21 protein-coding genes are annotated in these 23,397 nt (G+C 66.7%); 7 read left to right on the top strand and 14 right to left on the bottom strand.

The genetic code is table 11. The annotated features are described in order from the left end of the window. Positions 1 to 20: 20 nt before the first annotated feature. From DCN14_RS27280 to DCN14_RS27245, 7 genes are all read right to left on the bottom strand, one after another. Positions 21 to 1,229: a chromate transporter gene (locus tag DCN14_RS27280; RefSeq protein WP_096502492.1), complete on the bottom strand. Its 1,209-nt coding sequence runs from the start codon at positions 1,227 to 1,229 to the stop codon at positions 21 to 23. A gap of 211 nt (positions 1,230 to 1,440) precedes the next feature. After that, positions 1,441 to 3,780, bottom strand: a complete 2,340-nt coding sequence (locus DCN14_RS27275) for an EAL domain-containing protein (RefSeq protein ID WP_096502105.1) — start codon at positions 3,778 to 3,780, stop codon at positions 1,441 to 1,443. Positions 3,781 to 3,999: 219 nt separating this feature from the next. Next, positions 4,000 to 4,881, bottom strand: a complete 882-nt coding sequence (locus DCN14_RS27265; RefSeq protein WP_096502103.1) for a PhzF family phenazine biosynthesis protein — start codon at positions 4,879 to 4,881, stop codon at positions 4,000 to 4,002. A 40-nt stretch (positions 4,882 to 4,921) separates the two neighbouring features. After that, a complete protein-coding gene (locus DCN14_RS27260) occupies positions 4,922 to 5,380 on the bottom strand; it encodes a RidA family protein (protein WP_096502101.1) in 459 nt (152 codons plus the stop codon). A 46-nt stretch (positions 5,381 to 5,426) separates the two neighbouring features. Then, positions 5,427 to 6,608: a PLP-dependent aminotransferase family protein gene (locus tag DCN14_RS27255; RefSeq protein WP_096502099.1), complete on the bottom strand. Its 1,182-nt coding sequence runs from the start codon at positions 6,606 to 6,608 to the stop codon at positions 5,427 to 5,429. A gap of 152 nt (positions 6,609 to 6,760) precedes the next feature. Further along, positions 6,761 to 7,669, bottom strand: coding sequence for a DMT family transporter (locus DCN14_RS27250; RefSeq protein WP_096502097.1), 909 nt, complete (start codon positions 7,667 to 7,669; stop codon positions 6,761 to 6,763). A 66-nt stretch (positions 7,670 to 7,735) separates the two neighbouring features. Then, a complete protein-coding gene (locus tag DCN14_RS27245) occupies positions 7,736 to 8,428 on the bottom strand; it encodes a VOC family protein (protein WP_096502095.1) in 693 nt (230 codons plus the stop codon). Positions 8,429 to 8,657: 229 nt separating this feature from the next. Here DCN14_RS27245 and DCN14_RS27240 point away from each other — a divergent pair, with 229 nt between their 5' ends. The 4 genes from DCN14_RS27240 (at position 8,658) to DCN14_RS27225 (ending at position 13,254) form a co-directional block, all read left to right on the top strand. After that, positions 8,658 to 10,118: a PLP-dependent aminotransferase family protein gene (locus DCN14_RS27240; RefSeq protein ID WP_096502093.1), complete on the top strand. Its 1,461-nt coding sequence runs from the start codon at positions 8,658 to 8,660 to the stop codon at positions 10,116 to 10,118. Between the two features lie 156 nt (positions 10,119 to 10,274). After that, entirely contained in the window at positions 10,275 to 12,173 is a 1,899-nt protein-coding gene (gene htpG, locus DCN14_RS27235; RefSeq protein ID WP_096502091.1) for a molecular chaperone HtpG, read from the top strand. Positions 12,174 to 12,181: 8 nt separating this feature from the next. Further along, positions 12,182 to 12,778 (top strand): chorismate lyase, encoded by a 597-nt coding sequence (locus DCN14_RS27230; RefSeq protein ID WP_096502089.1) that lies wholly within the window; start codon positions 12,182 to 12,184, stop codon positions 12,776 to 12,778. Further along, positions 12,778 to 13,254 carry a DNA-deoxyinosine glycosylase gene (locus DCN14_RS27225; RefSeq protein WP_096502087.1) on the top strand — a complete coding sequence of 159 codons (477 nt, stop codon included), beginning with the start codon at positions 12,778 to 12,780 and terminating at the stop codon, positions 13,252 to 13,254. The genes DCN14_RS27230 and DCN14_RS27225 overlap by 1 nt, the downstream gene beginning before the upstream one ends. A gap of 44 nt (positions 13,255 to 13,298) precedes the next feature. On the opposite strand, the gene DCN14_RS27220 is transcribed toward DCN14_RS27225, so the two are convergent. Together DCN14_RS27220 and DCN14_RS27215 are read right to left on the bottom strand one after the other, a co-directional pair. Then, entirely contained in the window at positions 13,299 to 13,553 is a 255-nt protein-coding gene (locus DCN14_RS27220) for a hypothetical protein (RefSeq protein WP_096502490.1), read from the bottom strand. A gap of 226 nt (positions 13,554 to 13,779) precedes the next feature. Then, positions 13,780 to 14,826: a hypothetical protein gene (locus DCN14_RS27215; protein WP_096502085.1), complete on the bottom strand. Its 1,047-nt coding sequence runs from the start codon at positions 14,824 to 14,826 to the stop codon at positions 13,780 to 13,782. Positions 14,827 to 15,192: 366 nt separating this feature from the next. On the opposite strand from DCN14_RS27215, the gene DCN14_RS27210 reads away from it, so the two are divergent. The 3 genes from DCN14_RS27210 to DCN14_RS27200 all read left to right on the top strand — a co-directional run bounded on the left by DCN14_RS27210 (position 15,193) and on the right by DCN14_RS27200 (position 18,098). Then, the gene (locus tag DCN14_RS27210) at positions 15,193 to 16,110 is read left to right on the top strand and encodes a spermidine synthase (RefSeq protein ID WP_096502083.1); all 918 of its coding nucleotides are present in this window, start codon (positions 15,193 to 15,195) and stop codon (positions 16,108 to 16,110) included. Positions 16,111 to 16,308: 198 nt separating this feature from the next. Then, entirely contained in the window at positions 16,309 to 16,551 is a 243-nt protein-coding gene (locus DCN14_RS27205) for a DUF3311 domain-containing protein (protein ID WP_096502081.1), read from the top strand. Continuing rightward, positions 16,548 to 18,098, top strand: coding sequence for a sodium:solute symporter family protein (locus DCN14_RS27200; RefSeq protein ID WP_096502079.1), 1,551 nt, complete (start codon positions 16,548 to 16,550; stop codon positions 18,096 to 18,098). Before DCN14_RS27205 ends, DCN14_RS27200 begins: the two co-directional genes overlap by 4 nt. 77 nt (positions 18,099 to 18,175) lie before the next feature. On the opposite strand, the gene DCN14_RS27195 is transcribed toward DCN14_RS27200, so the two are convergent. From DCN14_RS27195 to DCN14_RS27175, 5 genes are all read right to left on the bottom strand, one after another. Further along, a complete protein-coding gene (locus DCN14_RS27195) occupies positions 18,176 to 18,631 on the bottom strand; it encodes a VOC family protein (protein WP_096502077.1) in 456 nt (151 codons plus the stop codon). Positions 18,632 to 18,879: 248 nt separating this feature from the next. Then, a complete protein-coding gene (gene tal, locus DCN14_RS27190; protein ID WP_096502075.1) occupies positions 18,880 to 19,833 on the bottom strand; it encodes a transaldolase in 954 nt (317 codons plus the stop codon). Positions 19,834 to 20,001: 168 nt separating this feature from the next. Next, on the bottom strand, positions 20,002 to 21,213 hold the full coding sequence (locus DCN14_RS27185) for a benzoate/H(+) symporter BenE family transporter (RefSeq protein ID WP_096502073.1): 1,212 nt from the start codon (positions 21,211 to 21,213) through the stop codon (positions 20,002 to 20,004). A 61-nt stretch (positions 21,214 to 21,274) separates the two neighbouring features. Continuing rightward, positions 21,275 to 22,450: a VWA domain-containing protein gene (locus DCN14_RS27180; RefSeq protein WP_096502071.1), complete on the bottom strand. Its 1,176-nt coding sequence runs from the start codon at positions 22,448 to 22,450 to the stop codon at positions 21,275 to 21,277. Positions 22,451 to 22,471: 21 nt separating this feature from the next. After that, positions 22,472 to 23,314: a MoxR family ATPase gene (locus DCN14_RS27175; protein WP_096502069.1), complete on the bottom strand. Its 843-nt coding sequence runs from the start codon at positions 23,312 to 23,314 to the stop codon at positions 22,472 to 22,474. Positions 23,315 to 23,397: the final 83 nt, after the last annotated feature.

Genomic DNA, 23,397 nt, shown 5'->3' with positions numbered 1-23,397 from the left:
CCGGCGGGCGCGGCCGTCCGTCAGTGGGCGGCCGCCCACAGCCACACGCCGCACACGATCGCGACGACGCCGTACACGGCATACACGGGCACCTTGAAGCGCGCGAAGCACAGCGTCGCGAACGCGCCCGTGAGCCAATAGACGGGATCGGCCGGTTCGCGATGCAGGATCTTCACGACGGCGACCACGAGAAAGCCCGTCGTCGCCGCGCGCAGTAGGCGCATCCCGTGCTCGAAGCGCGAATGCCGCTTGAGCCGGAACAGGTGGTTCTTCGCGAACACGACGAGGCAACCCGACGGAATGAACAGCGCGGCGGTCGCGAACAGCGCGCCGATCCAGCCGTCGGTCAGGTAGCCGAGAAACGGCACGACGTTCAGCAGCGGCCCCGGCGACACCGGCGACAACGCGAAGGCGAGCGTGAAATCGTGATCGGAGATGCCGGTCGCCGGCGACACGAACAGCGTCTTGAGCACGGGCAGTGCGGAAAAGCCGCCGCCGAACAGCGTCATGCCGGCGCCCGCGAGCCGCGGCCACAGCAGCGCCATCTGGTAATCGCCCGGCAGCGGCAGCGCGAACAGCGCGACGAGGACGGCGAGCAGCACGAGCAGGTTGCGATCGCGCGTGGACAACGTGAAATCGATCGCGTCGTGTTGCGGCGGCCCCGTCAGCCAGCCTGCTGCAAACGCAGCGCAGAGAATGCCGACGAATGCGGCCGGACTATGCGCGAAAGCGAGCAGAATCGTCGACAACGCGGCGATCAGCTGTTCGAGCCGCGTGCGCGCGAGCGAGCGCAACTGCTTGAGCCACGTGACGCCGATCAGCGCGGCGAGCACCATCCCGAAGTGATTGATCAGCATCGGCGCGGCGAGCGAGCGCACGAGCGGCGTGCGATAGAAGATCGCGAACAGCGTCATCAGCACGAAGAACGGCAGCACGCTCGCGATGCCGGCGATCCATGCGCCGGCGCGCCCGTGCAGCGTCTGGCCGACCTGCACCGCGACGTTGCATCCGACCGGACCTGGCACGAGCCATGCGAGCGCGACGAGATCGGCGAACAACTGCGGCTCGATGCGCTGCAAGCGGTCGACATAGTGACGTTCGAGCTGCGCCATCATCGACAACCCGCCCCACGACACCGCGGAAATGCCGGCGACGACCTTGAACAAGGCCCACAGGGATGCCTGTGCCCGTTCGACACGTTCGGCCGCTTCGACTTCGACGGTTGTCATGATTGTGCTGTTGGCGCAGGGCCCGATCTCGCGCATAGGGGCATGCCGGCGGCCTGCCGACACGATGGCCCTCCCGATTGTCCGCCGCGCATCGTGACACTGCCATGCGCGAAAACGCTAGTTAATGAACTAAACGATCGGATCGGAAACCGAAATGATCGGCATGTGGCAAGACGCGTGCCGTGCGTGCCGCGTGTGGTGTGCGGTGTGCTTACGCGCCGGCGTTGCCGGCCGCGCGATGCGCGATCACGTTCGCTTGCTCGCCGCGCACGCCGAAGCGTTCGATCAACGCGGGAATCGCGTCGGCTGGTACGGGCCGCGAAAACAGGAAGCCCTGCGCTTCGATCTCGCCGAGCGCGGACAGCCATGCGATCTGCTCCTCGGTTTCGGTGCCCTCGACGACGACCGTGAGGCCGAGCGAGCGCGCGAGATGCACGATCGACGACACCATCACGCACACGCTGCGATCGTTCGGGATCGCCTGCACGAACGAGCGGTCGACCTTCAGCGTATCGACGGAGAAGCGGTGCAGGTATGACAGCGACGAGTAGCCGGTGCCGAAATCGTCGAGCGCGATCCGGATGCCGAGCTTCTTCAGCGCGACGATCTTCTCGGAGACGAGTTCCGGATATTCCATCATCGCGGTCTCGGTGATCTCGAGCTCGAGCCGGTTCGCGTCGATGCCGGTGTCGAGCAGCGCTTGCGAGATCGTCTCGATCAGGTCGCCGCGCCAGAACTGCACGGGCGAGATGTTGACCGCGAGCGTCAGCGTGTCGTGGCCGTCGTCGCGCCAGCGCGCGATCTGCGCGCATGCGGTGCGGATCACGAAGTCGCCGATCGGCACGATCAGGCCGGTCGATTCGGCGATCGAAATGAATTCGTTCGCGGAGATGATGCCGTGCTCCGGATGATCCCAACGCGCGAGCGCCTCGAAGCCCGTGATCGTGCGCTGCGTGAGGTCGATCTTCGGCTGGTACGCGAGGAACAGCTGCCCTTCGGCGAGCGCGACGCGCAATTGCTGTTCCCAGCGCATCAGGTGATCCGCGCGGTGCGACAGGTGCGGCGCGTAGAACTGATAGCAGTTCTTGCCGGCGTCCTTCGCGCTGTACATCGCGAGGTCGGCCTTCTTCAGCAGGTCGATTTCGCTTTCGTTCGCGACGGTGTGCAGCGCGATGCCGATGCTCGCATGCAGCACGAACGAGCTGCCGCGCACGTCGAACGGTTCGCTGAACAGGCGGATGATCGCTTCCGCGAGCCGCACCGCGCGCCGTTCGACGTCGTCGCCCTTCATCACGACCACGAACTCGTCGCCGCCGATCCGCGCGAGCGAGCCTTCGTCGCCGACCGCATCGGACAGGCGCGACGCGGTCATCTGCAGCACGATGTCGCCGGCGTTGTGGCCGAGCGTGTCGTTGACGGTCTTGAAGTTGTCGAGATCGATGAACAGCAGGCCGAGCCGCGACAGGCTCGCCGGCATCGACACGTCGTTGCGCAGCCCGCGCAGCGTCGCGTAGCGGTTCGCGAGGCCGGTGAGCAGGTCGTATTCGGCGAGCTGGGTCATCTCGCGCTCGCGGCCGAGCAGCTTGCCGATCAGCCCCGTCGCGACGCCGAAGAACGCGAGCATCGCGAGCGTGATGAAGCTCGTCATCAGCAGGTAGACGTTGCGCGTGTGGTAGTAGTCCGCGAATTCCTCGGTCTGCGACAGCCCGACCATCACCGCGAGCGGGTAGCCGTCGAGGTGGCGGTACGACACGATGCGCGTCACGCCGTCGAGCGGGTCGATGATGGTGCCCGTCACGCGCTCGGCGATCGGGTAGACGCCCGATGCGGAGAACGCGCCCGGCGCGTTGCTCACCGAGCCGGTGCGGCGCGCGAGCACGGCGCCCGTGTCGGACACGACGGCGATCACGCCTTCCTTGCCGATCGCCGCATTGTTGTAGAAGTCGTTCGTGAAGTAGCTCGGGTCTTCCGACACGACGACGATGCCCGCGAAGCTGCCGTCCGGGTTGTTCAGGCGCCGCGTCATCTGCAGCGTCCAGTGGCTCGACACGCGGCCGAGCACCGGCTTGCTGATGTACAGGCGGTCGTCGTTGTTCGCGAGATGCACCTTGAAGTGCTCGCGGTCGGACAGGTTGATCGGCTTCGGATGGAGTTCGGCGGTGTTCGCGAACAGGATGCCCTTCGCGTTGACGAGCGAAACCTGGATCAGCGTGTCGCTCGGCACGACGCCTTTTTCGACCGCGCTCGCAAGGTTGAAATGCGCGGGCGACTTCTCGAACTCGAACTTGACGAAGCGGGTGATCTGGTCGACCTGATGGATCGCCTTGACCGTATGCTGTTCGAGCGCGGACGACAGGATCGCAGCGGATGCCGCCGCTTCCTTGTACGCGCTGTCCTTTTCGACCGACAGTCGCGCGATGATCACGGCCCACAGCAGCGCGAGCGCCAGCATCCCGAGCAGCGGGATCGCGAACAGCGCACGCCGGCGCGATTTGCGCGGCGCGCGCAGCGGCCGATTCGGCGGCGTGTGGTTAGACCGGGCGGAGCTCATCGAAAAGGGCGGCGTCCTGCTCGCGTGAGCCATCCCCCGTCGGGATGGCCGGCTATGGTTGGGGCGCACCGGCGTCTGTTCGTTCGCGGGATGCGCAACCATGGACAGACCCGCCGAAGCGACGGATTAGGCCCGATATTACTGGCTGGAACGCTTTTGCGATAGACGGGTGAATCGTAGGGTGCCGGCCCGGCCGGCACCGTCGCGCATCGCGAAACGTCAGGCGGGCGCCTGGAACGTGCCGTCCACGACCGTCACGACGTGGCCGCCGATCCAGATCGTGTCGTCGTCGCCATAGTGGACGAAGATGCGGCCGTCGCGGCCGATTGCCGTGCCCTGGCGCACTGTATACGAAGGGCCGGGGCGGCGTTGCTGGCGGCTCAGCAGGCCGGCCAGCGCCGCATTGGCGCTGCCGGTGACGGGATCCTCGCCGACGCCGAAGCTGCCGCCCGTCATCAGGCAGCGGATTTCGAACGTGGCGGGGCCGCCGTCCGGGTGCGGCGCGTAGACCGCAAGGCCGTCCGTGCCATAGCGGTGGGTGATTGCCTCTAATGCGGCCTGATCGGGGGCGAGGCCGACGCAGGCGTCGGCCGACGTCAACCGCACGACGAGCCACGGCGCGCCGTTGTCGACCGCGCACGGTTCGGCATCCGGATCGATCGCATCGCTGCGCAATGCGGCTGCCAGTGCCGGGTAGTCGGCGCGGTCGAGCGGCGTGAACCGTGCCGGCGGTGCGGCAAATGCCCAGCCATCGGCCCGTTCGCGCAGTTCGACCCGGCCGACCCCGCATTGCTGGATCAGCCGGCCCGGCGTGCGCGGCCGCGCGCCGCTTTCCAGGAACGCGTGCGCGGTGCCGAGTGTCGGATGACCGGCGAACGGCAGCTCGCCGCCCGGCGTGAAGATCCGGACGCGGTAGTCGGCTTCCGGATCCGTCGGCGTGCATACGAACGTCGTTTCCGACAGGTTCGTCCAGCGGGCGATCGCCAGCATGTCGTCGTCGCCGAGCGAATCGGCGTCGAACACCACGGCAAGCGCATTGCCCTTGAACGGCACCGACGTGAAGACGTCGACCTGCTTGAAGCGGACGCGGCGGCCGGTCATCGTGACGGTTGCGTGACTTGCTTGACCTGCGTGACCTGCTTTACGCAACTTCGGCGATCAGTTCGATCTCGACGCATGCGCCGAGCGGAATCTGCGCGACGCCGAACGCCGAGCGCGCATGCTTGCCCGCATCGCCGAACACTTCCGCGATCAGCTCCGACGCGCCGTTCGTGACGATGTGCTGTTCGGTGAACTCGAGCGTCGAGTTCACGAGGCTCATCAGCTTCACGATGCGCGTGACCTTGTTCAGGTCGCCGGTGTGCGCGTGCAGCGTCGCGAGCAGGTCGATCGCGATCGAGCGCGCGGCCGCCTTGCCGTCTTCCGTCTGCAGATCGGCGCCGAGCTTGCCGGCCCAGACCTTGCCGTCCTTCTTCGCGATGTGGCCCGACAGGTAGACCGTGTTGCCGCTTTGTGCGCTCATCACGTAGGCGGCGGCCGGTGCGCCGGCGGTCGGGAGCTCGATGCCGAGCGACTTCAGTTTGTCGTAGACGTTAGCCATGGGTGCGATTCCTCGTAGAGAGTCGTGCGTGACAGGAAAAAGGGGATCAGAGACGCTCGCGCAGCAGCTTGCCGAGGCGCGCGACGCCTTCCTCGATCTTTTCGGGCGGCACCGTCACGAACGACAGGCGCAGCGTGTTCTGCTGCGGATCGTTCGCGAAGAACGGCGCGCCGGGCACGAACGCGACGTGGTTCTCGACCGCCGCTTCGAGCAGCTTCATGCTGTCGATCTGCGCGGGCAGGTTCACCCAGATGAACATCCCGCCGTCCGGGCGGTTCCACGTAACGCCTTCCGGCATGTGACGCGCGAGCGACGCGAGCATTGCCTCGCATTGCGCGCCGTACAGCTGGCGGATCGTCGGGATGTGTTCGTCGAGGAAGCCGTCCTTGATGACTTCGTGCGCGATGCGCTGCGTGAGCGTCGGCGTGTGCAGGTCGGTGGCCTGCTTGGCCTGCACGAGCTTGAAGTGGAGTTCTTCGGGGGCAATGATGTAGCCGATCCGCAGGCCCGGTGCGAGCACCTTCGAGAACGTGCCGAGGTGCACGACGTGATCCGGCGCCATCGACAGCATCGTCGGCAGCGGCTCGCCCTGGTAGTTCAGCGCGCCGTACGGATCGTCTTCCAGCACCGGGAACGGGCTCGACTGCGCGAACGCGGCGAGCGCGCGGCGGCGCTCGACGGGCAGGCGGCGGCCGGTCGGGTTCTGAAAGTTCGGCTGCGCGTACAGCAGGCGCGCGCCTTGCGTCAGTTCGGGCGTGAGGCCTTCGGGCAACAGGCCCTGCTCGTCGGTCGGCACCTGCACGTAGCGCGGCTCGTACAGCGAGAACGACTGCAGCGCGCCGAGGTAGGTCGGCGTTTCGACGAGGATCGGGCTGTCCGGATCGATCAGCGCCTTGCCGAGCAGGTCGAGCGCCTGCTGCGAGCCGGTCGTGATCAGCACTTGCGACACGCGCACGCTGTAGCGTTCGGCGATCCATTCGCGCAGCGGCAGGTAGCCTTCGGTCGCGCTGTACTGGAGTGCCGCGGCGGGCGAATCGCGCAGCACGCGGTCGGCCGCGGCGCGCATGCGTTCGGCCGGGAACGTCGCGGGAGCGGGCAGGCCGCCGGCGAACGAGATGACCTCGGGGCGTTCCGTGATCTTCAGGATCTCGCGGATCGCCGAGCTCGTCAGCTTGCGTGCGCGTTCGGAAAGCTGCCAGTGCGGCGGATGCAGGTCGCTCGGATTCATAGTCTCCTCGTTCGGATATCGTGGTCAGTCAAGAAAGGTCGGTCAGGCGGATTGCGTCGACGCGGCCGGGTGGGCATGCGGGAGCGCGATCGGGCCGTCGCGGCTGGATAGGCAAAACCGTTCAGGCAAAACGAACATTATGGCGCACCTCATCAACCGGCGCGAGCGGGGCGCGGGGCCGTGGCGACCGACGAGCGCCGCCCGAGCATGACGGTCGCGATCACGGCGGCCGCGAACAGCCACGTCGACGACGTCACCGTCTCGCCGAACAGCACCGCGGAAAAGGCGATCGTGAAGAAGATCTGCGGCAATTGCACCTGGCCGACGCGCGCGATGCCGCCCATCGCAAGCCCCGCATACCACGCGAAAAAGCCGATGAATTGCGAAAAGAGGGTTACATAGCCGAACGCGAGCCACGTGCGCAGCGCGAGCGGGCCGGGGTGCGCGGCGTGCTGCATCCATGCGAGCCAGCCGACCGGCAGCACGAGGAACGGCGCGGACACGACGAGCGCCCAGCAGATCACCTGCCAGCCGCCGATCTGGCGTGCGAGGCGCGCGCCTTCGGCATAGCCGAGCGCGCCGATGCCGACCGCGACGAGCATCAGCGCGTCGCCCGCCTGCACGGTGCCGCCACCGTCGCGCAACGCGAACGCGATCACGAGCGCGCTGCCGGCCAGCGCGCTGGCCCAGAACGCCTTCGACGGCCGTTCGTGCGACAGCCATGCCGCGTACAGCGCGACGAACAGCGGCTGCAGGCCGTTGACGACGGCGCCGTGCGACGCCGGCACGGTTTTCATCGCCCACGCGGAGAACACCGGATACGCGATGATCACGCCGGCCGACACGACCGCGAGGCTTTTCAGTTGCGCGCGGGTGGGCAGCCGTTCGCGGCGCCACCACAGCAGCAGAGCGGCCGGCACCGACGCGGCGAGCGCGCGGCCGAGCCCGTTGAGCAGCGGATTGAGTTCGGAGACGACGATACGCGTCATCGGCAGCGTCAGGCTGAAGATCATCACGCCGATGAGGCCGAGCAGCATGCCCCGGGTTTCGCGCGAATTCATGTCGTGGGTGTCTCCGTATTCGTGAGGTGCATCGGGTGTGACGGGAGGGCGGCCGAGCGTGCAGCGTCAGCGCAGCGTGCGCGCGCCCTGCGGCGTGTCGAATTCCGCGGTGAGCGCGGGCGGGCCGTCGGCGGTCTCGAGATCGAGCAGGTGGGCGGCACCGAGCCAGTCGAGTTGTTCGCGAAGTGCATCCGCGCGCGGGTGGGCGCCCTTGAGCGCCTTCAGCGCGACGCCGTCGCTCGGCAGCGATTCGGCCGGGTGGCGCGGGCTGTCCCACTGGATCAGCGACGGCAGCAGACCGTCGCCGGCGCCTTGCCATGCGGGAAACGCGCCGTCGTCGGGCACCGTGAGGCCCCAGCCGAGGTCGCCGCGCCGCATCGCGACGATCGGTGCGATCCGGGCCGGATACTGGCTTTGCCACAATGCGAGCTGGCGCGGGCGGTCGACGCGCGCGACCCAGTGCGCGAGGAACGGCCCCTGCGCGAGCCGTTCGCGCATCGCCGGATCGTCGAGGCCGAACAGCCGCGCGCGCGGCGGCGCGCCGTCGTCGCCCGTGGCGGGCGCGTCCGGATCGATCGCGATCACTTCGAGGTACAGGCCGCCCCATGCGCCGAACAGCGCGTTATAGGTGCGCATCAGCGGATGGCGGCCGCCGCCGGCCGGTTCGATGCCGAGCGCGTCGGCGACGTGGCGCACGCCTTCGTCGAGCGTGCGCGCGGCGATCACGAGATGGTCGAGGGTCAGGGAGCGGGCTGGCATGAACGTCGGTCGGGAAGCGAAAGTGTCATGGTAGTCGGGCGAGGCGCCGGGCGGTTGCGGAACCGGCCGGCGCACGGGCCGCGCTGCAGGCCCGCCGGCGCGGCGCCAGTGCGGCAGGGTCGCAGCGACGGCCGCATGATCGCCATTCCGGTCAACTGTAATCGTCCGCACCGGCACAGTAACGGTACAATCGCTGCGATAGCCTTCGGTACAGTTGGAGCCACCGCCCATGTCCACCGTTTCCCTCGCCCAGATTCCCGCGCCGCACGACACGGCCACGCTCACGCTCGTCGACCAGCTCGTCCAGTGGGCGCGGCGCCGCATCGACGAGCGCGTGTTCCGGCCCGGCATGCGCATGCCGTCGATCCGCAAGCTCGCGCTCGACAAGAGCGTGTCGCGTTTCACCGTCGTCGAGGCGTACGAACGGCTCGTCGCGCAGGGGTATCTCGATTCGCGGCGGGGCTCCGGTTTCTACGTGCGCGAGCGCACGGCCGTCGGCCCGCAGCCGGTCGACAGCGTGGCGCGCGTGGCGGAGGCCACGCCGGTACACAACACGATCGACGTCGTCTGGCTGCTGCGCAACATGCTGCATACCGCCAGTCCGGAAAAGGGGCCGGGTCTGGGCTACCTGCCGGGCCGCTGGCTCGACGGCGAGCTGATCACCGGCTCGCTGCGCGCGCTCGGGCGCCAGGCGGGCGCGCAGATGCTCGGCTTCGGCACGCCGCAGGGTTTCCTGCCGCTGCGCCAGCAACTGCAGACACGGCTCGCGGAAGTCGAGATCGGCGCGAAGCCCGAGCAGCTCGTGCTGGTGTCGGGCATCACGCAGGCGATCGACCTGATCTCGCGGATCTACGTGCAGCCCGGCGACGCGGTGATCGTCGGCGACCCCGCGTGGTTCCAGATGTTCGGCCGTTTCGCGTCGCAGGGCGCGCAGCTCGTCGGGATGCCGTACACGCCGGACGGCCCCGATCTCGACGCGCTCGAGACGCTCGTGCAGATGTGGCGCCCGAAGATGCTCGTGATCAACTCGGTGCTGCAGAACCCGACCGGCACGTCGCTGTCGGCCGCGCAGGCGTTCCGGATCCTGAAGCTCGCGGAGGCGTACGACTTCCTCGTCGTCGAGGACGACGTGTACGGCGACCTGTGTCCGCCGAGCTATCCGGCCACGCGGCTCGCGAGCCTCGACCAGTTGAAGCGCGTGATCTACCTCGGCAGTTACTCGAAGACGCTCGCGGCGAACCTGCGGGTCGGCTACGTCGCATGCGCGCCGGAGATCGCGAAGGCGATCACCGACCAGAAAATGCTGGTCGGAATGACGACGCCGGAGCTCAACGAGCGCGTGCTTTACAAGATCCTGACCGAAGGGCATTACCGGCGCCACGTCGAGCGCCTGCGCGCGCGGCTCGACGGCGTGCGCGACAAGACCGCGCGGATGCTCGAGCGCACCGGGCTGAAGCTCTTCACGATGCCCGCGGCCGGGATGTTCCTGTGGGCCGATACGGGCGTCGATTCGGACGCGCTCGCGGCCGCCGCGCACGAGGCAGGATTCCTGCTGACGCCGGGAAGCCTGTTCTCGCCGCAGCAGTCGCCGTCGACGTGGACGCGCTTTAACGTCGCGAACTGCGGCGATCCGGCGCTGCCGGGGTTTCTCGCGCGCTATATCGAATCGGCGGCGCGGCGCGCATCGTGACGCGGCGGCGCGCCGCCCCTTGAAATCGCGGCGAGCGGCCCCAGATACCCGCGCAAACCGCTTGCGCCAGGCGGTTGTCCTTGACGGGCCCGCCGGCATCGCGCGCCGGGCGCCCGCGCCACACCATTCAAGTTCAAGTAAGAGGAAACAGCATCCATGGCACACGAAACGATGAGCTTTCAGGCAGAGGTCAAGCAACTCCTCCACCTGATGATTCATTCGCTCTACAGCAACAAGGAAATCTTCCTGCGCGAACTGGTGTCGAACGCGTCCGACGCGGCCGACAAGCTGCGTTTCGAAGCGCTCGCGAACAACGCGCTGTACGAGAACGATCCGAACCTGCGTATCCGCATCGGCTTCGACAAGGCCGCGCGCACGATCACGATCGAGGACAACGGCATCGGCATGAGCCGCGACGAGGCGATCGCGAACCTCGGCACGATCGCGCGTTCGGGCACCAAGGAATTCTTCACGAAGCTGTCCGGCGACCAGCAGAAGGACGCGGCGCTGATCGGCCAGTTCGGCGTCGGCTTCTACTCGGGTTTCATCGTCGCCGACCGGATCACCGTCGAGACCCGCCGTGCGGGCCTGCCGGCAAGCGAAGCGGTGCGCTGGGAAAGCGCGGGCGAGGGCGATTTCACGATCGACGCGATCGAGCGCGTGCAGCGCGGCACGACGATCACGCTGCACCTGCGCGAAGGCGAGGACGAACTGCTGTCGTCGCACCGCCTGAAGTCGATCATCCAGAAGTATTCCGATCACATCGCGCTGCCGATCCTGATGCAGAAGGAAGAGTGGGATCAGGAAAAGGGCGAGATGGTCCTGAAGGACGAGGACGAAACCGTCAACCAGGCGAGCGCGCTGTGGACGCGTTCAAAGAGCGACGTCACCGACGAGCAGTACACGCAGTTCTACCAGCACATCGCGCACGACCACCAGGATCCGCTCACGTGGACGCACAACCGCGTCGAGGGCCGCAGCGAATACACGCAGTTGCTGTTCGTGCCGGCACACGCGCCGTTCGACCTGTGGAACCGCGACTATCGCGGCGGCCTGAAGCTGTACGTGAAGCGCGTGTTCATCATGGACGACGCGGAGCAGTTGCTGCCGCAATATCTGCGTTTCGTGAAGGGCGTCGTCGATTCGGCCGACCTGCCGCTGAACGTGTCGCGTGAGATCCTGCAGGAAAGCCGCGACGTGAAGGCGATCCGCGAAGGCGTGACCAAGCGTGCGCTGTCGATGCTCGAAGAGCTCGCGAACGCGGAAGAGGATGCCGGCAAGGAGAAGTACAGGACGTTCTGGAGCGCCTTCGGCCAGGTGCTGAAGGAGGGCCTCGGCGAGGATCACGCGAACCGCGAGCGCATCGCGAAGCTGCTGCGCTTCGCGTCGACGCACGGCGACACCGACGCGCAGGACGTGTCGCTTGCCGACTACGTGTCGCGCATGAAGCCCGAGCAGAGCAAGATCTACTACGTGACCGCCGATACGTGGCAGGCTGCGAAGAACAGCCCGCATCTCGAAGTGTTCCGCAAGAAGGGCGTCGAGGTGCTGCTGCTGACCGATCGCGTCGACGAATGGATGCTGTCGTTCCTGCATGAATTCGACGGCAAGCCGCTCGCGAGCGTCGCGCGCGGCGATCTCGACCTCGGCGAGCTGAACGACGACGAGAAGAAGGCGCAGGAGCAGGCGGGCGAGGCGATCAAGCCGGTCGTCGAGAAGATGAAGGAAGCGCTCGGCGACAAGGTGAAGGAAGTGCGCGTCACGTTCCGGCTGACCGATTCGCCGTCGTGTCTCGTCGCGGACGATAACGACATGAGCGGCTACCTGCAGCGGATGCTGAAGGCGGCCGGTCAGAACGCGCCGGCGATGCAGCCGATCCTCGAGATCAACCCCGAGCACGCGCTCGTGAAGCAGCTGAACGCCGACAGCGCGAATTTCGGCGACTGGTGCCATCTGCTGTTCGATCAGGCGTTGCTGGCCGAAGGCGGGATGCTCGACGATCCGGCGAGCTTCGTGAAACGGACCAACGCGCTGCTGCTGTCGCGCACCGCGTGACCGTGCGGATGCGATTCGACGGCGCACAGGCGGGCTGGCGCGACACGCCCCGGCCCGGCTGCGCGCTCGACCAGCGCGACTGGCTGACGCGCGGCGGCTCGCTGACCGCGCATCTCGCGCGGCTCGGCAGCGTGAAGGTGCGCGTGACGCGCGAGGCCGTCGATTGTCCTTGGTTCGACGAGCCGGCGGCGCTCGACAGTGCGCCGCGCGCGCCGATGTGGGTGCGCGAGGTGATCCTGTCGGTCGACGGCACGCCGTACGTCGCCGCGCACAGCATCGCGCCGCTCGCGGCCAGCAAGGGCGTATGGCAGGCGATGCGGCGGCTGCGCACGCGGCCGCTCGCGGAGCTGCTGTACAGCGATCCGCAGGTCGAGCGCTCGGTGCTCGTCAGCCGGCGCGTGATCGCCGGGCATCCGCTCTACACGCTTGCGAGCCATGCACTGGGCGGCGAGCGTGCACCGCATGCGTTCGCCGCGCGGCGCTCGGTGTTTCAGCGGCACGGCAAGCCGTTGATGGTCACCGAATGCATGCTGCCCGCGCTGTGGCGTCATCTCGATGCGCACGGCGACGGCCCGCGATCCGCCGGGCCGCGCGGAGGCGTGTGATGCTGCAAGGCTTTGCGCCGGTCGTCGGGCCGAATACGCACACGATGATTCTCGGCAGCTTCCCGGGCGAGGCGTCGCTCGATGCCGCGCAGTATTACGCGCATCCGCGCAACCAGTTCTGGCGGCTGTTGGGCGCGGTGCTCGACGCGCCGGGGCTGCACGAGCTTGCGTATGACGCGCGGCTCGAGCGCGTGCTGTCGCACGGCATCGGCATCTGGGATGTGCTCGATGCCTGCCATCGCGAAGGCAGTCTCGATTCCGCGATCCGCAATGCGAAGCCGAACGACTTCGCGTCGTTGCGCGAGCATGCGCCGCTGCTGAGGAAGGTGTGCTTCAACGGGAAGACGGCGGGGCGATTTGCCGACGTGATCGGGCAGGCCGGGTACGACACGCTCGTGCTGCCGTCGTCGAGCCCGGCGAATGCGATGTTGTCGTTCGAGCAGAAGCTCGTGCAGTGGCGGGCGATACCCGATTGACACCGAATCGAGCGGCGGCAGCGCCGATTGCCGCCGACGCTCACCTACTTGTCCTTGCCCCATCGCCACCGGGGCTTTTCACCCTTGATCCAGCACACGACGGTCAATAGCGCGACCAGCGCCACGATGCACGCGCCGTACGCGACCGGCGACCGGTGCGGTGGCACCAGCCACGCGCTCGCGATGATCCCGATCACGAACAGCAGCAGCACCACCCACCCTTGCCACGCGACCGGCAACCCCCATCCCCAGCCGTAGCGTTTCGCAGGGAACCAGATCTTCTTGTCGGGGGACGTCATGGCATCTCCGAAACGTCGTACCGGCTGCGCGCCGGCGATTGAAAGCACGCTCGCGGGGACGCCGCGCGTCCTGGTGGCGAAAGAACCGCCGATTCCGGAGCGAAATCGGAGGAACTGAACTGTATTGTGCGCCGATTCCCGATTCGCAAAACGCCGCATCGCGTGTGCGAACGGCGGCACGTCGTCCGCCGCCGTTTTCATCGTTGCATCCGAACGCGCCGATCACTCAGAACGTGATCGCGGCTTTCACGGACTGGACGGCCGCGCTGTTCATCAGGATGTAGAAGTCCTGCGGCGTCGTGCTGCCGGCTGGGGCGATCGCCATCGTCGTGCCGTCGCGGATCACGGCGCCGACGTCGATCTGTCCGTTGTTCTGATAGAAAACGCGATATTCGGTCGTCGGCGTACCGAGTGCCGTGTTGGCCACCCATGCGCGGACACCCGCGAGCGTGACGATCTGTCCGTCGCTCAGGTTGTACGTTCTGTTGTCCGACGCGCTCGTGTACGGAAAGAACGCTTCCAGTGTCGCGGCCGTCGTGCTGCACGGCGTCACGTTCGAGCCGTTCGTCTGCGGTGCGGCGCAGTCGCCGGTGAACACCGTATCGCCCACCGTCTGGCGCGTGATCTTCATGTAAGCGGCGCCCGATTGCCAGCTCGCCTGCTTGTTGTACAGCGACGTGCCGTTGATCGTGTTGGTCACGATGCCGAGTGCACTGCCGGTAAACAGCTCGGACGGCGAGCTGGCGATCGTGCCGGTCAACGGCACGACTGTATAGTTCGTGCCGAGAAGCGTCATCGTTGCCGTATGACCGTCGGCTGCGAGGTCCGTGATCTGTACGTTCGCGCCGCTGTAGCTGACCTGTTCCTGCGTGCTCGTCACGACCGCACCGTTGACGACATAGCGCTGGCTCGCGAGCGTCGGTACCGACAGCGACGCGGAAAGCGACGACAGGCCTTGCGTCACCATCTGCGGGCCGTTGGCCGGGCTTTGCGCGAGGCTTTGATCTTCCGAATAGAAATTGCTGTCCGGACCGACGCTGACCGCTCCGCTGCCCGACGTGGAAATGGAAAGCTGTCCATGCAGGTAGTGCAGTCCGCCGTTGGCGGCCAGCGCGAAGCTTTCATAATTCTGTTGTGCGGCGCTGAGATTGCTGGCGGGCGTCCCCGATCCGGTGCCGTCGCCGCCGTCACCGCCGCCGCACGCGGCCAGCAACAGGGTTCCGGTCAACGCGACGGCGTAGCGGGCACGGGCCGCGGATTCTTTCTGTGTCATGTGGGTGCTCTCGTTTTTGTTAGTTATACGTAAGAAATGTCGCGCCGCGATGAGCGGCCGACGCCGGAGCATAGCCTGTCCCGAATGAAGAAACGAGCGGCATTCGGTGCATTCGTCACGGCTGTCGGCGCGTCTCGATTACCGCGTATTTCAGAGCCGGCGGGGCAGGGGAAGCATCGTTGCGCGCGAAGCAAGCAGCGGCACGGCGATGCCGTGCGTTGGCGCAATCGGGCAGCGGACCTCCGGCACGACGCCGCAACGAATATTGCGTCGACGCGGCGGGCAGGTGCTGCGCCGCACGGCCGCCATCCCCCACCAATGCTATCCTCTCGTCCGCTCATCCAGCATCACCCAGCGAGATTCAACATGACCCGACTGATCAAGCGCGCGTCCGCCGAGGCGCGCGCGTTCAAGCAACGCAAGCCGTCCGCGTACAACGGTTCCGACAAACTCCAGCCGCCGCGCTTGAAGCGCCGCCCGGAGATCGACGAACACGACGACGTGCCCGTCCTCGACGCGCCGCGCAAGCCGCGGTTCGCGCCCGTCACGTTCTCGGAAGAGCGCGGCGTGCGCTTCCTGCACTTCGGCACCGAATGGGTGCAGGGCGCGATGCGGATTTCCAAGCCGCTGCATATCGAACTCGAGTACGCGCAGCAGATGATGGCGTGGCTGCTGTTCCTCGAAACGCCCGAGCGGATCGTCCAGCTCGGGCTCGGCACCGGTGCGCTGACCAAGTTCTCGCACCGCTTTCTGCCGCACGCGAAGGTCGAGGCGGTCGAACTGAACCCGGCCGTGATCGTCGCGGCGCGCACGATGTTCGCGCTGCCGCCCGACGATGCACGCCTCGTCGTGCACGAAGCCGACGCATGGGACTTCGTCAACGACGCGGCCAACCGCGGCACGACGGGCGCGCTGCAGATCGACCTGTACGACGCGACCGCGCGCGGCCCGGTGCTCGACAGCGTCGCGTTCTACCGCGCGGTGCGCGGCTGCCTCGCGGATGCGGGCATCGCGACGATCAACCTGTTCGGCGACCATCCGAGCTTCGTGCGCAACATGAAGCACCTGAACGCGGCGTTCGACCACCGCGTGATCGCGCTGCCGGAAGTGCACGACGGCAACCGGATCGCGATCGCGTTCTCGGGCCCGGCGCTCGACGTGTCGTATGCGCAACTGGAAGCCCGCGCGAAGCTGATCGAGGACACGCTGAAGCTGCCCGCGCGCAAGTGGGTGAAAGCTTTGAAAGAAACGACGGGCGCACGCGAATCCTCGTTCGCGATCTGACGCCCATGCGCCGGCCGCATGCCGGTGCAACCGCGTGACTAGGGGCGGATCACCTCGGGTTCGCCCCCGCTTGACCGCGCGCTCGCGGCTCCTATACTGGCGCGAAGCCAGGGGAGCCGCAGCTTACCCGTTTTGTCGCTCCTCTCGCCGCCGTACCCGCTCAACAAGATCGATAACCGGGAAAGATGAGGAGACGTCATGGCTCACGATGCCGACGCCAATCGGGCCGCCAAGCGCTGGCTCTGGCTGCTGGTAGTGCCGCTGATCGCGATGGTCTGGGTACCGTCGTACAGCAAGATCGAACCGCAATGGTTGGGTTTTCCGTTCTTCTATTGGTACCAGCTGCTCTGGGTGTTCATTAGCGCGGTGATCACCGCGTTCGTGTATCACAAGACCAAGAACGCGTGGAAGGCGAACGGCACGCAAGGAGGTGCGCGATGAATCTCGGCGCTACCTTCGTTTTCGTTCTCCTGTTCATCGGCGTCACGGTCCTCGGTTTTCTCGCCGCGAACTGGCGGCGCGGCGATCTCGCCCACCTCGACGAATGGGGCCTCGGCGGTCGCCGCTTCGGTACGATCGTCACGTGGTTCCTGCTCGGCGGCGACCTCTACACGGCCTATACGTTCGTCGCGGTGCCCGCGCTCGTGTTCGGCGCCGGCGCGATGGGCTTCTTTGCATTGCCGTACACGATCCTGATCTACCCGTTCGCGTTCGTCGTGTTCCCGAAACTGTGGAGCATCGCCAAGCGTCACGGCTACGTGACGGCCGCCGACTTCGTCAACGCACGCTATGGCAGCCGGATGCTCGCGCTCGCGATCGCGGTGACGGGCATCGTCGCGACGATGCCGTACATCGCGCTGCAGCTCGTCGGCATCGAAGTGGTGATCGGCGCGCTCGGTTTCGACACGACCGGCTTCGTCGGCGACCTGCCGCTCATCATCGCGTTTGCGATTCTTGCCGCGTACACGTACACGTCGGGGCTGCGCGCGCCGGCGATGATCGCGATCGTGAAGGACATCCTGATCTACATCACGATCGCCGCGGCGGTCATCGTGATCCCCGCGAAGCTCGGCGGCTTCGGGCACATCTTCGCGACGGTGCCGCCGGCGAAGCTGCTGCTGAAGGCACCTGATGCGATGAGCCTGAACGGCTACAGTGCGTACGCGACCCTCGCGATCGGCTCCGCGCTCGCGCTGTTCCTGTATCCGCACTCGGTCACGGCGATCCTGTCGTCGTCGTCGGGCAACACGATCCGCCGCAACATGGCGATGCTGCCCGCGTATTCGTTCGTGCTCGGCCTGCTCGCGCTGCTCGGCTACATGGCGCTCGCATCCGGCGTGAAGGACATGCCGCAGTACGCGCCGTACTTCAAGGCGTTCGGCCCGAACTTCGCGGTGCCCGCGCTGTTCCTCAACTACTTCCCGTCGTGGTTCGTCGGCGTCGCGTTCGCGGCGATCGGCATCGGCGCGCTGGTGCCGGCGGCGATCATGTCGATCGCGGCCGCGAACCTGTACACGCGCAACATCCACCGCGAGTTCGTGAACCGCAACATGACGCACGAGCAGGAGACGCACGTGGCGAAGCTCGTGTCGCTGATCGTGAAGGTCGGCGCGGTCGCGTTCATCCTCGGGCTGCCGCTGACCTATGCGATTCAGCTGCAGCTGCTCGGCGGGATCTGGATCATCCAGACGCTGCCGGCGATCGTGCTCGGCCTGTATACGCGCGTGCTCGACCATCGCGGCTTGCTGGTCGGCTGGGCCGCGGGCATCGTGTGCGGCACGTGGATGGCGATCTCGCTGAAGCTGGCCGGCTCGATCTTCACGATCCACCTGTTCGGCCTCGCGATTCCGGGCTACGCGGCCGTGTGGTCGCTGATCGTGAACCTGGTGGTGTCGGTGGTGGTGAGCGTGCTGGTGCGCGTGATGGGCATGGCGCATGCCGAGGACCGCACGCGACCGGAGGATTATCTCGACGTCGTCGAGAGCTGATCGGCCTACCTTCTGCGGCAGTTTCGACCCGACGCCCGCGACGCAAGTCGCGGGCGTTTTGCTTGGGTGCGCGGGTGTTACTGGCCCGCGCGCTTCGCGAGATCGTCGCGTTGCGACAGGTCTTCGACGTTGACCATCCAGTGCACGCCGAAACGGTCCTTCGCCATCCCGAAGCCGAGCGCCCAGAACGTCTTGCCGAACGGCATCGTCACTTCGCCGCCGTCGGCGAGCGCATCGAACAGCTTCCGGCCTTCGTCGACCGTCGCCGGGTTCAGCGACAGCGAATAACCCGCGTGCGCGCCACCGTCCGGCTGGCTGCAGTCGCCGTCCGAGCACATGATCATCGACTCGCCGATCGTGAAGCTCGCATGCATCACCTTGTCGCTCATCTCCGGCGACATCGGGTAATCGGGATTCGGCGGCGCATCCTTGAAGTGCATCTTGAACATCGTCTTCGCGCCGAGCGCCTTTTCGTAGAACTGAAGGGCTTCTTCCGCGCGGCCGTAGAACGTCAGATACGGTTGGACTTGCATCGTTGTCTCCTGTGGACCGGGCAGGCGCGTCGGCGCCGGCTCGGGTATATCCAAGATTGACCGGGAAGAGCGCACCGGGACGCGGCCGGCGCACTCGTGACGTGGATTGTAGTGCGCGCGCTTGACGCTGGAATGAAAAATAAAACGGCCGCGAACACAGGGTTCGCGGCCGTCGGCAATGCTTGCTGACGCCTGTTGTCAGTGCTGCTGACAGCTCAACTGACAGCGGCAGGCGCGGGCTGCGCGATTCAGCGCAGCGCGTCGATCAGCTTCTCGAGCTTCACCGCGTCGGCGGCGAACACGCGAATGCCTTCGGAAAGTTTTTCCGTCGCCATCGCTTCGTCGTTCAGCTGGAAGCGGAACGATGCCTCGTCGATCGCGACGCGCTCGGCCGGCTTGTCGTGCAGCGCGTCCGGCGACAGCTTGCGCGCCACCGTGTCGGTGCTGTCCTGCAGCTTCTGCAGCAAATCGGGGCTGATCGTCAGCAGGTCGCAGCCCGCGAGTTCGGTGATCTGGCTCGTCGTGCGGAAGCTCGCACCCATCACTTCGGTGTGGTAGCCGAACGTCTTGTAGTACGTGTAGATGCGGCGCACCGACTGCACGCCCGGATCGTTCGCGCCGCCGTTCTTCGCTTCATCCCAGTCGGCGCCGGCCTGCTTCTTGTACCAGTCGTAGATGCGGCCGACGAACGGCGAGATCAGCTGCGCGCCGGCTTCCGCGCACGCGGCGGCCTGCACCAGCGAGAAAAGCAGGGTCATGTTGCACTTGATCCCTTCCTTCTGCAGCACTTCGGCCGCGCGAATGCCTTCCCACGTCGACGCGAGCTTGATCAGGATGCGCTCGCGGCCGATGCCGGCGGCTTCGTACAGCTTGATGAGTTCGCGGCCCTTGTCGATCGAGCGCGGCGTGTCGAACGACAGGCGTGCGTCGACCTCGGTCGACACGCGGCCCGGGATCAGCTTCAGGATCTCGGTGCCGAATGCGATCAGCAGGCGGTCGATGATGAAGTCGGTGCTTTCGTTGCGGTGATCGCGGACGGTTTTCTCGAGGATCGGCTTGTACGCATCCTTCTGGACGGCCTTCAGGATCAGCGACGGGTTCGTGGTCGCGTCCTGCGGCTTGTATTGCGCAAGCTGCTGGAAATCGCCCGTGTCGGCGACGACGGTCGTGTACTGCTTCAGCTGGTCGAGTGCGGTAGTCATGGCGATTCGGGAGGAGGGCGCGGGGCGCCGGGGTTCTCACGGGCCGCGCGAGCGCGGCAGCGAAGCGAGGCGGCGCCGGGCACCGCCTCCGATCCATCATTTTAGGCCCGATTCGTGTCGCGCACGTTTTGGCATGCCGCCGGTGCGGCAGGCCTCCGCTGTACGGGGCTAGGCGGGACGACGCGCGTTCAGGATCACCTGCGTGACGATCCCCGCGACGAGCCCCCAGAACGCCGAGCCGATCGACAGCAGCGTGAGGCCCGAAGCCGTGACCATGAACGTGACCAGCGCGGCTTCGCGCTGCTTCACGTCCTGCATCGCGTTCGCGAGCCCGCTCATGATCGAGCCGAACAGCGCGAGCGCGGCGACCGAGACGACGAGCGCCTTCGGCAGCGCGGCGAACAGCGCGGCGATCGTCGCGCCGAAGATCCCGGCAATCAGATAGAAGGTGCCGCACCACACGGCGGCCGTGTAGCGCTTCGCGTGATCTTCATGGGCTTCGGGGCCCGTGCAGATCGCGGCCGTGATCGCCGCGAGGTTCACGCCGTGCGAGCCGAACGGCGCGAGCAGCAGCGATGCGAGGCCGGTGGTCGCGATCAGCGGCGACGAAGGCGTCCGATAGCCGTCCGCGCGCAGCACCGCGATGCCCGGCACGTTCTGCGACGCCATCGCGACGACGAACAGCGGAATGCCGATGCTGACGATCGACGCGACCGAGAACGCGGGCATCGTGAACACGGGCTGCGCGAGCGCGATGTGGAAACGGCTGAAGTCGAGCAGGCCGAGGCCGCCGGCCACCGCGGTGCCGACGATCAGCGTCGTGACGATCGCATAGCGCGGCGCGAGCCGCTTGACGATCAGGTACGTGAAGAACATCGCGAGCACGAGTGCCGTCTGGAACTGCGCGGCGCGGAAGATCTCGATGCCGATCTCGAACAGGATGCCCGCGAGCAACGCGGCTGCGATGCCGGCCGGAATCCGCCGCATCAGCGTGTCGAACAGGCCGCTCACGCCGACGGCCGTCAGCAGCAGCGCGCATACGACGAACGCGCCGATTGCATCGGGGTAGGGCACGCCGGGCAGCGACGCGATCAGCAGCGCGGCGCCGGGCGTCGACCACGCGACGACCACCGGCGCGCGAAAGCGCAGCGACAGCCCGATCGTCGTCAGCGCCATGCCGATCGACAGCGCCCAGATCCACGACGAGATCTGCGCGTCGCTCAGGTGCGCGGCGCGGCCGGCCTGGAACATCAGCACGAGCGAGCTCGTGTAGCCCGTCATCATCGCGACGAAGCCGGCGACGAGCGCGGACACGGACGTATCGTTGAAAAAGCGGCGGCCGCCGGCGCGGCCAGCGCTCGCGGTGGGCGAGGAATTCATGCTATCTCCGGGGGGGAGGCCGCTCGGACGCGGCCTTCGTGTCTGCAGGGTGGGTTCGTTGTTATTTGCTGAGCGCGCGCATCGCGGTTTCGAGGCCCGCGAGCGTAAGCGGATACATGCGCTGGCCGAGCAGGTCGCGGATCGCCGCGACCGATTGCCGGTATTCCCATAGCCGCTCGGGCTCGGGGTTCAGCCATGCATGATGGGGGAACTGGTCGGCGAGGCGGCGCAGCCACACGGCGCCGGCTTCCGGATTGTTGTATTCGACCGAGCCGCCGGGCTGCAGCACCTCGTACGGGCTCATCGTCGCGTCGCCGACGAAGATCAGCTTGTAGTCCGGCGTGAACTTGTGCAGCACGTCCCACGTCGCGGTGCGCTCCGAGTGACGGCGGCGGTTGTTCTTCCACAGATGGTCGTACACGCAGTTGTGGAAGTAGTAGAACTCCAGGTGCTTGAACTCGGCCTTCGCGGCGGAGAACAGCTCCTCGGTGCGCTTGATGTGGTCGTCCATCGAGCCGCCGACGTCGAGCAGCATCAGCACCTTCACGTTGTTGTGGCGCTCGGGCACCATCCGCAGGTCGAGCCAGCCGGCATTCGCGGCCGTGCTGCGGATCGTGCCGGGCAGGTCGAGCTCTTCGGCCGCGCCTTCGCGCGCGAAGCGGCGCAGCCGCCGCAACGCGACCTTGATGTTGCGCGTGCCGATCTCGACCGAATCGTCGTAGTCGCGGTATGCGCGTGCCTCCCACACCTTGACCGCGGTGCGGTTGCCGTTCGACGGGCCGCCGATGCGCATGCCTTCGGGGTTGTAGCCGCCGTGCCCGAACGGCGACGTGCCGCCGGTGCCGATCCACTTGTTGCCGCCTTCGTGGCGCTCCTTCTGCTCGTCGAGCAGCTCCTTCAGGCGCTCCATCAGCTTGTCGAGCCCGCCCATCGCGTCGATCTGCGCTTTTTCCTCCGGCGACAGCTCGCGCTCGAGGCGCTTCTCGAGCCAGTCGAGCGGAATGTCGAACGCTTCGGACGGCAGCGCGGACACGCCATGGAAATATGCGCCGAACGCCTGGTCGAACTTGTCGAAATACTGCTCGTCCTTGACGAGCGTCATCCGCGCGAGGAAGTAGAACGCGTCGATCGACGGCGAGATCAGCCCGGCCTTCAGCGATTCGAGCAGCGTCAGGTATTCCTTCACCGAGACGGGCAGCTTGGCTGCGCGCAGCGCGTAGAAGAAATTGAGCAGCATGGCCGGGCCTTCGCGGGTGGGTTACCGGTTGTGCCGGTTCATGTAGACGAGCCGCTCGAGCAGGCTCAGATCCTGCTCGTTCTTCAGCAGCGCGCCGGCGAGCGGCGGCACGATCTGCTTCGCGTCGGCGCCGCGCAGCGCGTCGGCCGGGATGTTCTCGGCGAGCAGCAGCTTGAGCCAGTCGAGCAGTTCGGACGTCGACGGCTTCTTCTTCAGCCCCGACACGCTGCGCAGCTCGAAGAAGCTCTCGAGCGCCGCACGCAGCAGTTCCTCGCGGATGTTCGGGAAGTGCACGCCGACGATTTTCTGCATCGTCGACGGATCGGGAAACTGGATGTAGTGGAAGAAGCAGCGGCGCAGGAACGCGTCGGGCAACTCCTTCTCGTTGTTCGACGTGATGATCACGAGCGGGCGGTGCTTCGCGCGCACGGTCTCGCGCGTCTCGTACACGTGGAATTCCATCCGGTCGAGCTCGCGCAGCAGGTCGTTCGGGAATTCGATGTCGGCCTTGTCGATCTCGTCGATCAGCAGCACGCTCGGGTGCTCGGCGTCGAACGCCTGCCACAGCACGCCCTTCACGATGTAGTTCGCGATGTCCTTCACGCGCGCGTCGCCGAGCTGCGAATCGCGCAGCCGCGACACCGCGTCGTATTCGTACAGGCCCTGCTGCGCCTTCGTCGTCGACTTGATGTGCCACTGCAGCAGCGGCATGTCGAGCGCGGCGGCCACTTCCTCGGCGAGCATGGTCTTGCCGGTGCCGGGCTCGCCCTTGATGAGCAGCGGGCGTTGCAGCGTCAGCGCGGCGTTGACGGCGAGCTTGAGGTCGTCGGTGGCGACGTAGTGCGAGGATCCTTCGAAACGCATGGCGGCGCTCTTCTTAATCGCAAAAAAACCCAGTATAAGTCAGAAGGGCTGTCCGGTTCGGCCGGGCCCGCGTATCGTTGCGG

This window comes from Burkholderia sp. IDO3 (assembly GCF_003366075.1).
Lineage (GTDB): Bacteria > Pseudomonadota > Gammaproteobacteria > Burkholderiales > Burkholderiaceae > Burkholderia > Burkholderia anthina.
Note: the sequence above shows the minus strand (reverse complement) of the source record. Positions and strands in the feature narration are given on the sequence as shown.

Bases quoted from the DNA above. Each gene is read 5' to 3' on its own strand.
- DCN14_RS27280 (WP_096502492.1), bottom strand. From the start codon at position 1,229: ATGACAACCGTCGAAGTCGAAGCGGCCGAACGTGTCGAACGGGCACAG.
- DCN14_RS27275 (WP_096502105.1), bottom strand. From the start codon at position 3,780: ATGAGCTCCGCCCGGTCTAACCACACGCCGCCGAATCGGCCGCTGCGC.
- DCN14_RS27265 (WP_096502103.1), bottom strand. From the start codon at position 4,881: ATGACCGGCCGCCGCGTCCGCTTCAAGCAGGTCGACGTCTTCACGTCG.
- DCN14_RS27260 (WP_096502101.1), bottom strand. From the start codon at position 5,380: ATGGCTAACGTCTACGACAAACTGAAGTCGCTCGGCATCGAGCTCCCG.
- DCN14_RS27255 (WP_096502099.1), bottom strand. From the start codon at position 6,608: ATGAATCCGAGCGACCTGCATCCGCCGCACTGGCAGCTTTCCGAACGC.
- DCN14_RS27250 (WP_096502097.1), bottom strand. From the start codon at position 7,669: ATGAATTCGCGCGAAACCCGGGGCATGCTGCTCGGCCTCATCGGCGTG.
- DCN14_RS27245 (WP_096502095.1), bottom strand. From the start codon at position 8,428: ATGCCAGCCCGCTCCCTGACCCTCGACCATCTCGTGATCGCCGCGCGC.
- DCN14_RS27240 (WP_096502093.1), top strand. From the start codon at position 8,658: ATGTCCACCGTTTCCCTCGCCCAGATTCCCGCGCCGCACGACACGGCC.
- htpG (WP_096502091.1), top strand. From the start codon at position 10,275: ATGGCACACGAAACGATGAGCTTTCAGGCAGAGGTCAAGCAACTCCTC.
- DCN14_RS27230 (WP_096502089.1), top strand. From the start codon at position 12,182: ATGCGATTCGACGGCGCACAGGCGGGCTGGCGCGACACGCCCCGGCCC.
- DCN14_RS27225 (WP_096502087.1), top strand. From the start codon at position 12,778: ATGCTGCAAGGCTTTGCGCCGGTCGTCGGGCCGAATACGCACACGATG.
- DCN14_RS27220 (WP_096502490.1), bottom strand. From the start codon at position 13,553: ATGACGTCCCCCGACAAGAAGATCTGGTTCCCTGCGAAACGCTACGGC.
- DCN14_RS27215 (WP_096502085.1), bottom strand. From the start codon at position 14,826: ATGACACAGAAAGAATCCGCGGCCCGTGCCCGCTACGCCGTCGCGTTG.
- DCN14_RS27210 (WP_096502083.1), top strand. From the start codon at position 15,193: ATGACCCGACTGATCAAGCGCGCGTCCGCCGAGGCGCGCGCGTTCAAG.
- DCN14_RS27205 (WP_096502081.1), top strand. From the start codon at position 16,309: ATGGCTCACGATGCCGACGCCAATCGGGCCGCCAAGCGCTGGCTCTGG.
- DCN14_RS27200 (WP_096502079.1), top strand. From the start codon at position 16,548: ATGAATCTCGGCGCTACCTTCGTTTTCGTTCTCCTGTTCATCGGCGTC.
- DCN14_RS27195 (WP_096502077.1), bottom strand. From the start codon at position 18,631: ATGCAAGTCCAACCGTATCTGACGTTCTACGGCCGCGCGGAAGAAGCC.
- tal (WP_096502075.1), bottom strand. From the start codon at position 19,833: ATGACTACCGCACTCGACCAGCTGAAGCAGTACACGACCGTCGTCGCC.
- DCN14_RS27185 (WP_096502073.1), bottom strand. From the start codon at position 21,213: ATGAATTCCTCGCCCACCGCGAGCGCTGGCCGCGCCGGCGGCCGCCGC.
- DCN14_RS27180 (WP_096502071.1), bottom strand. From the start codon at position 22,450: ATGCTGCTCAATTTCTTCTACGCGCTGCGCGCAGCCAAGCTGCCCGTC.
- DCN14_RS27175 (WP_096502069.1), bottom strand. From the start codon at position 23,314: ATGCGTTTCGAAGGATCCTCGCACTACGTCGCCACCGACGACCTCAAG.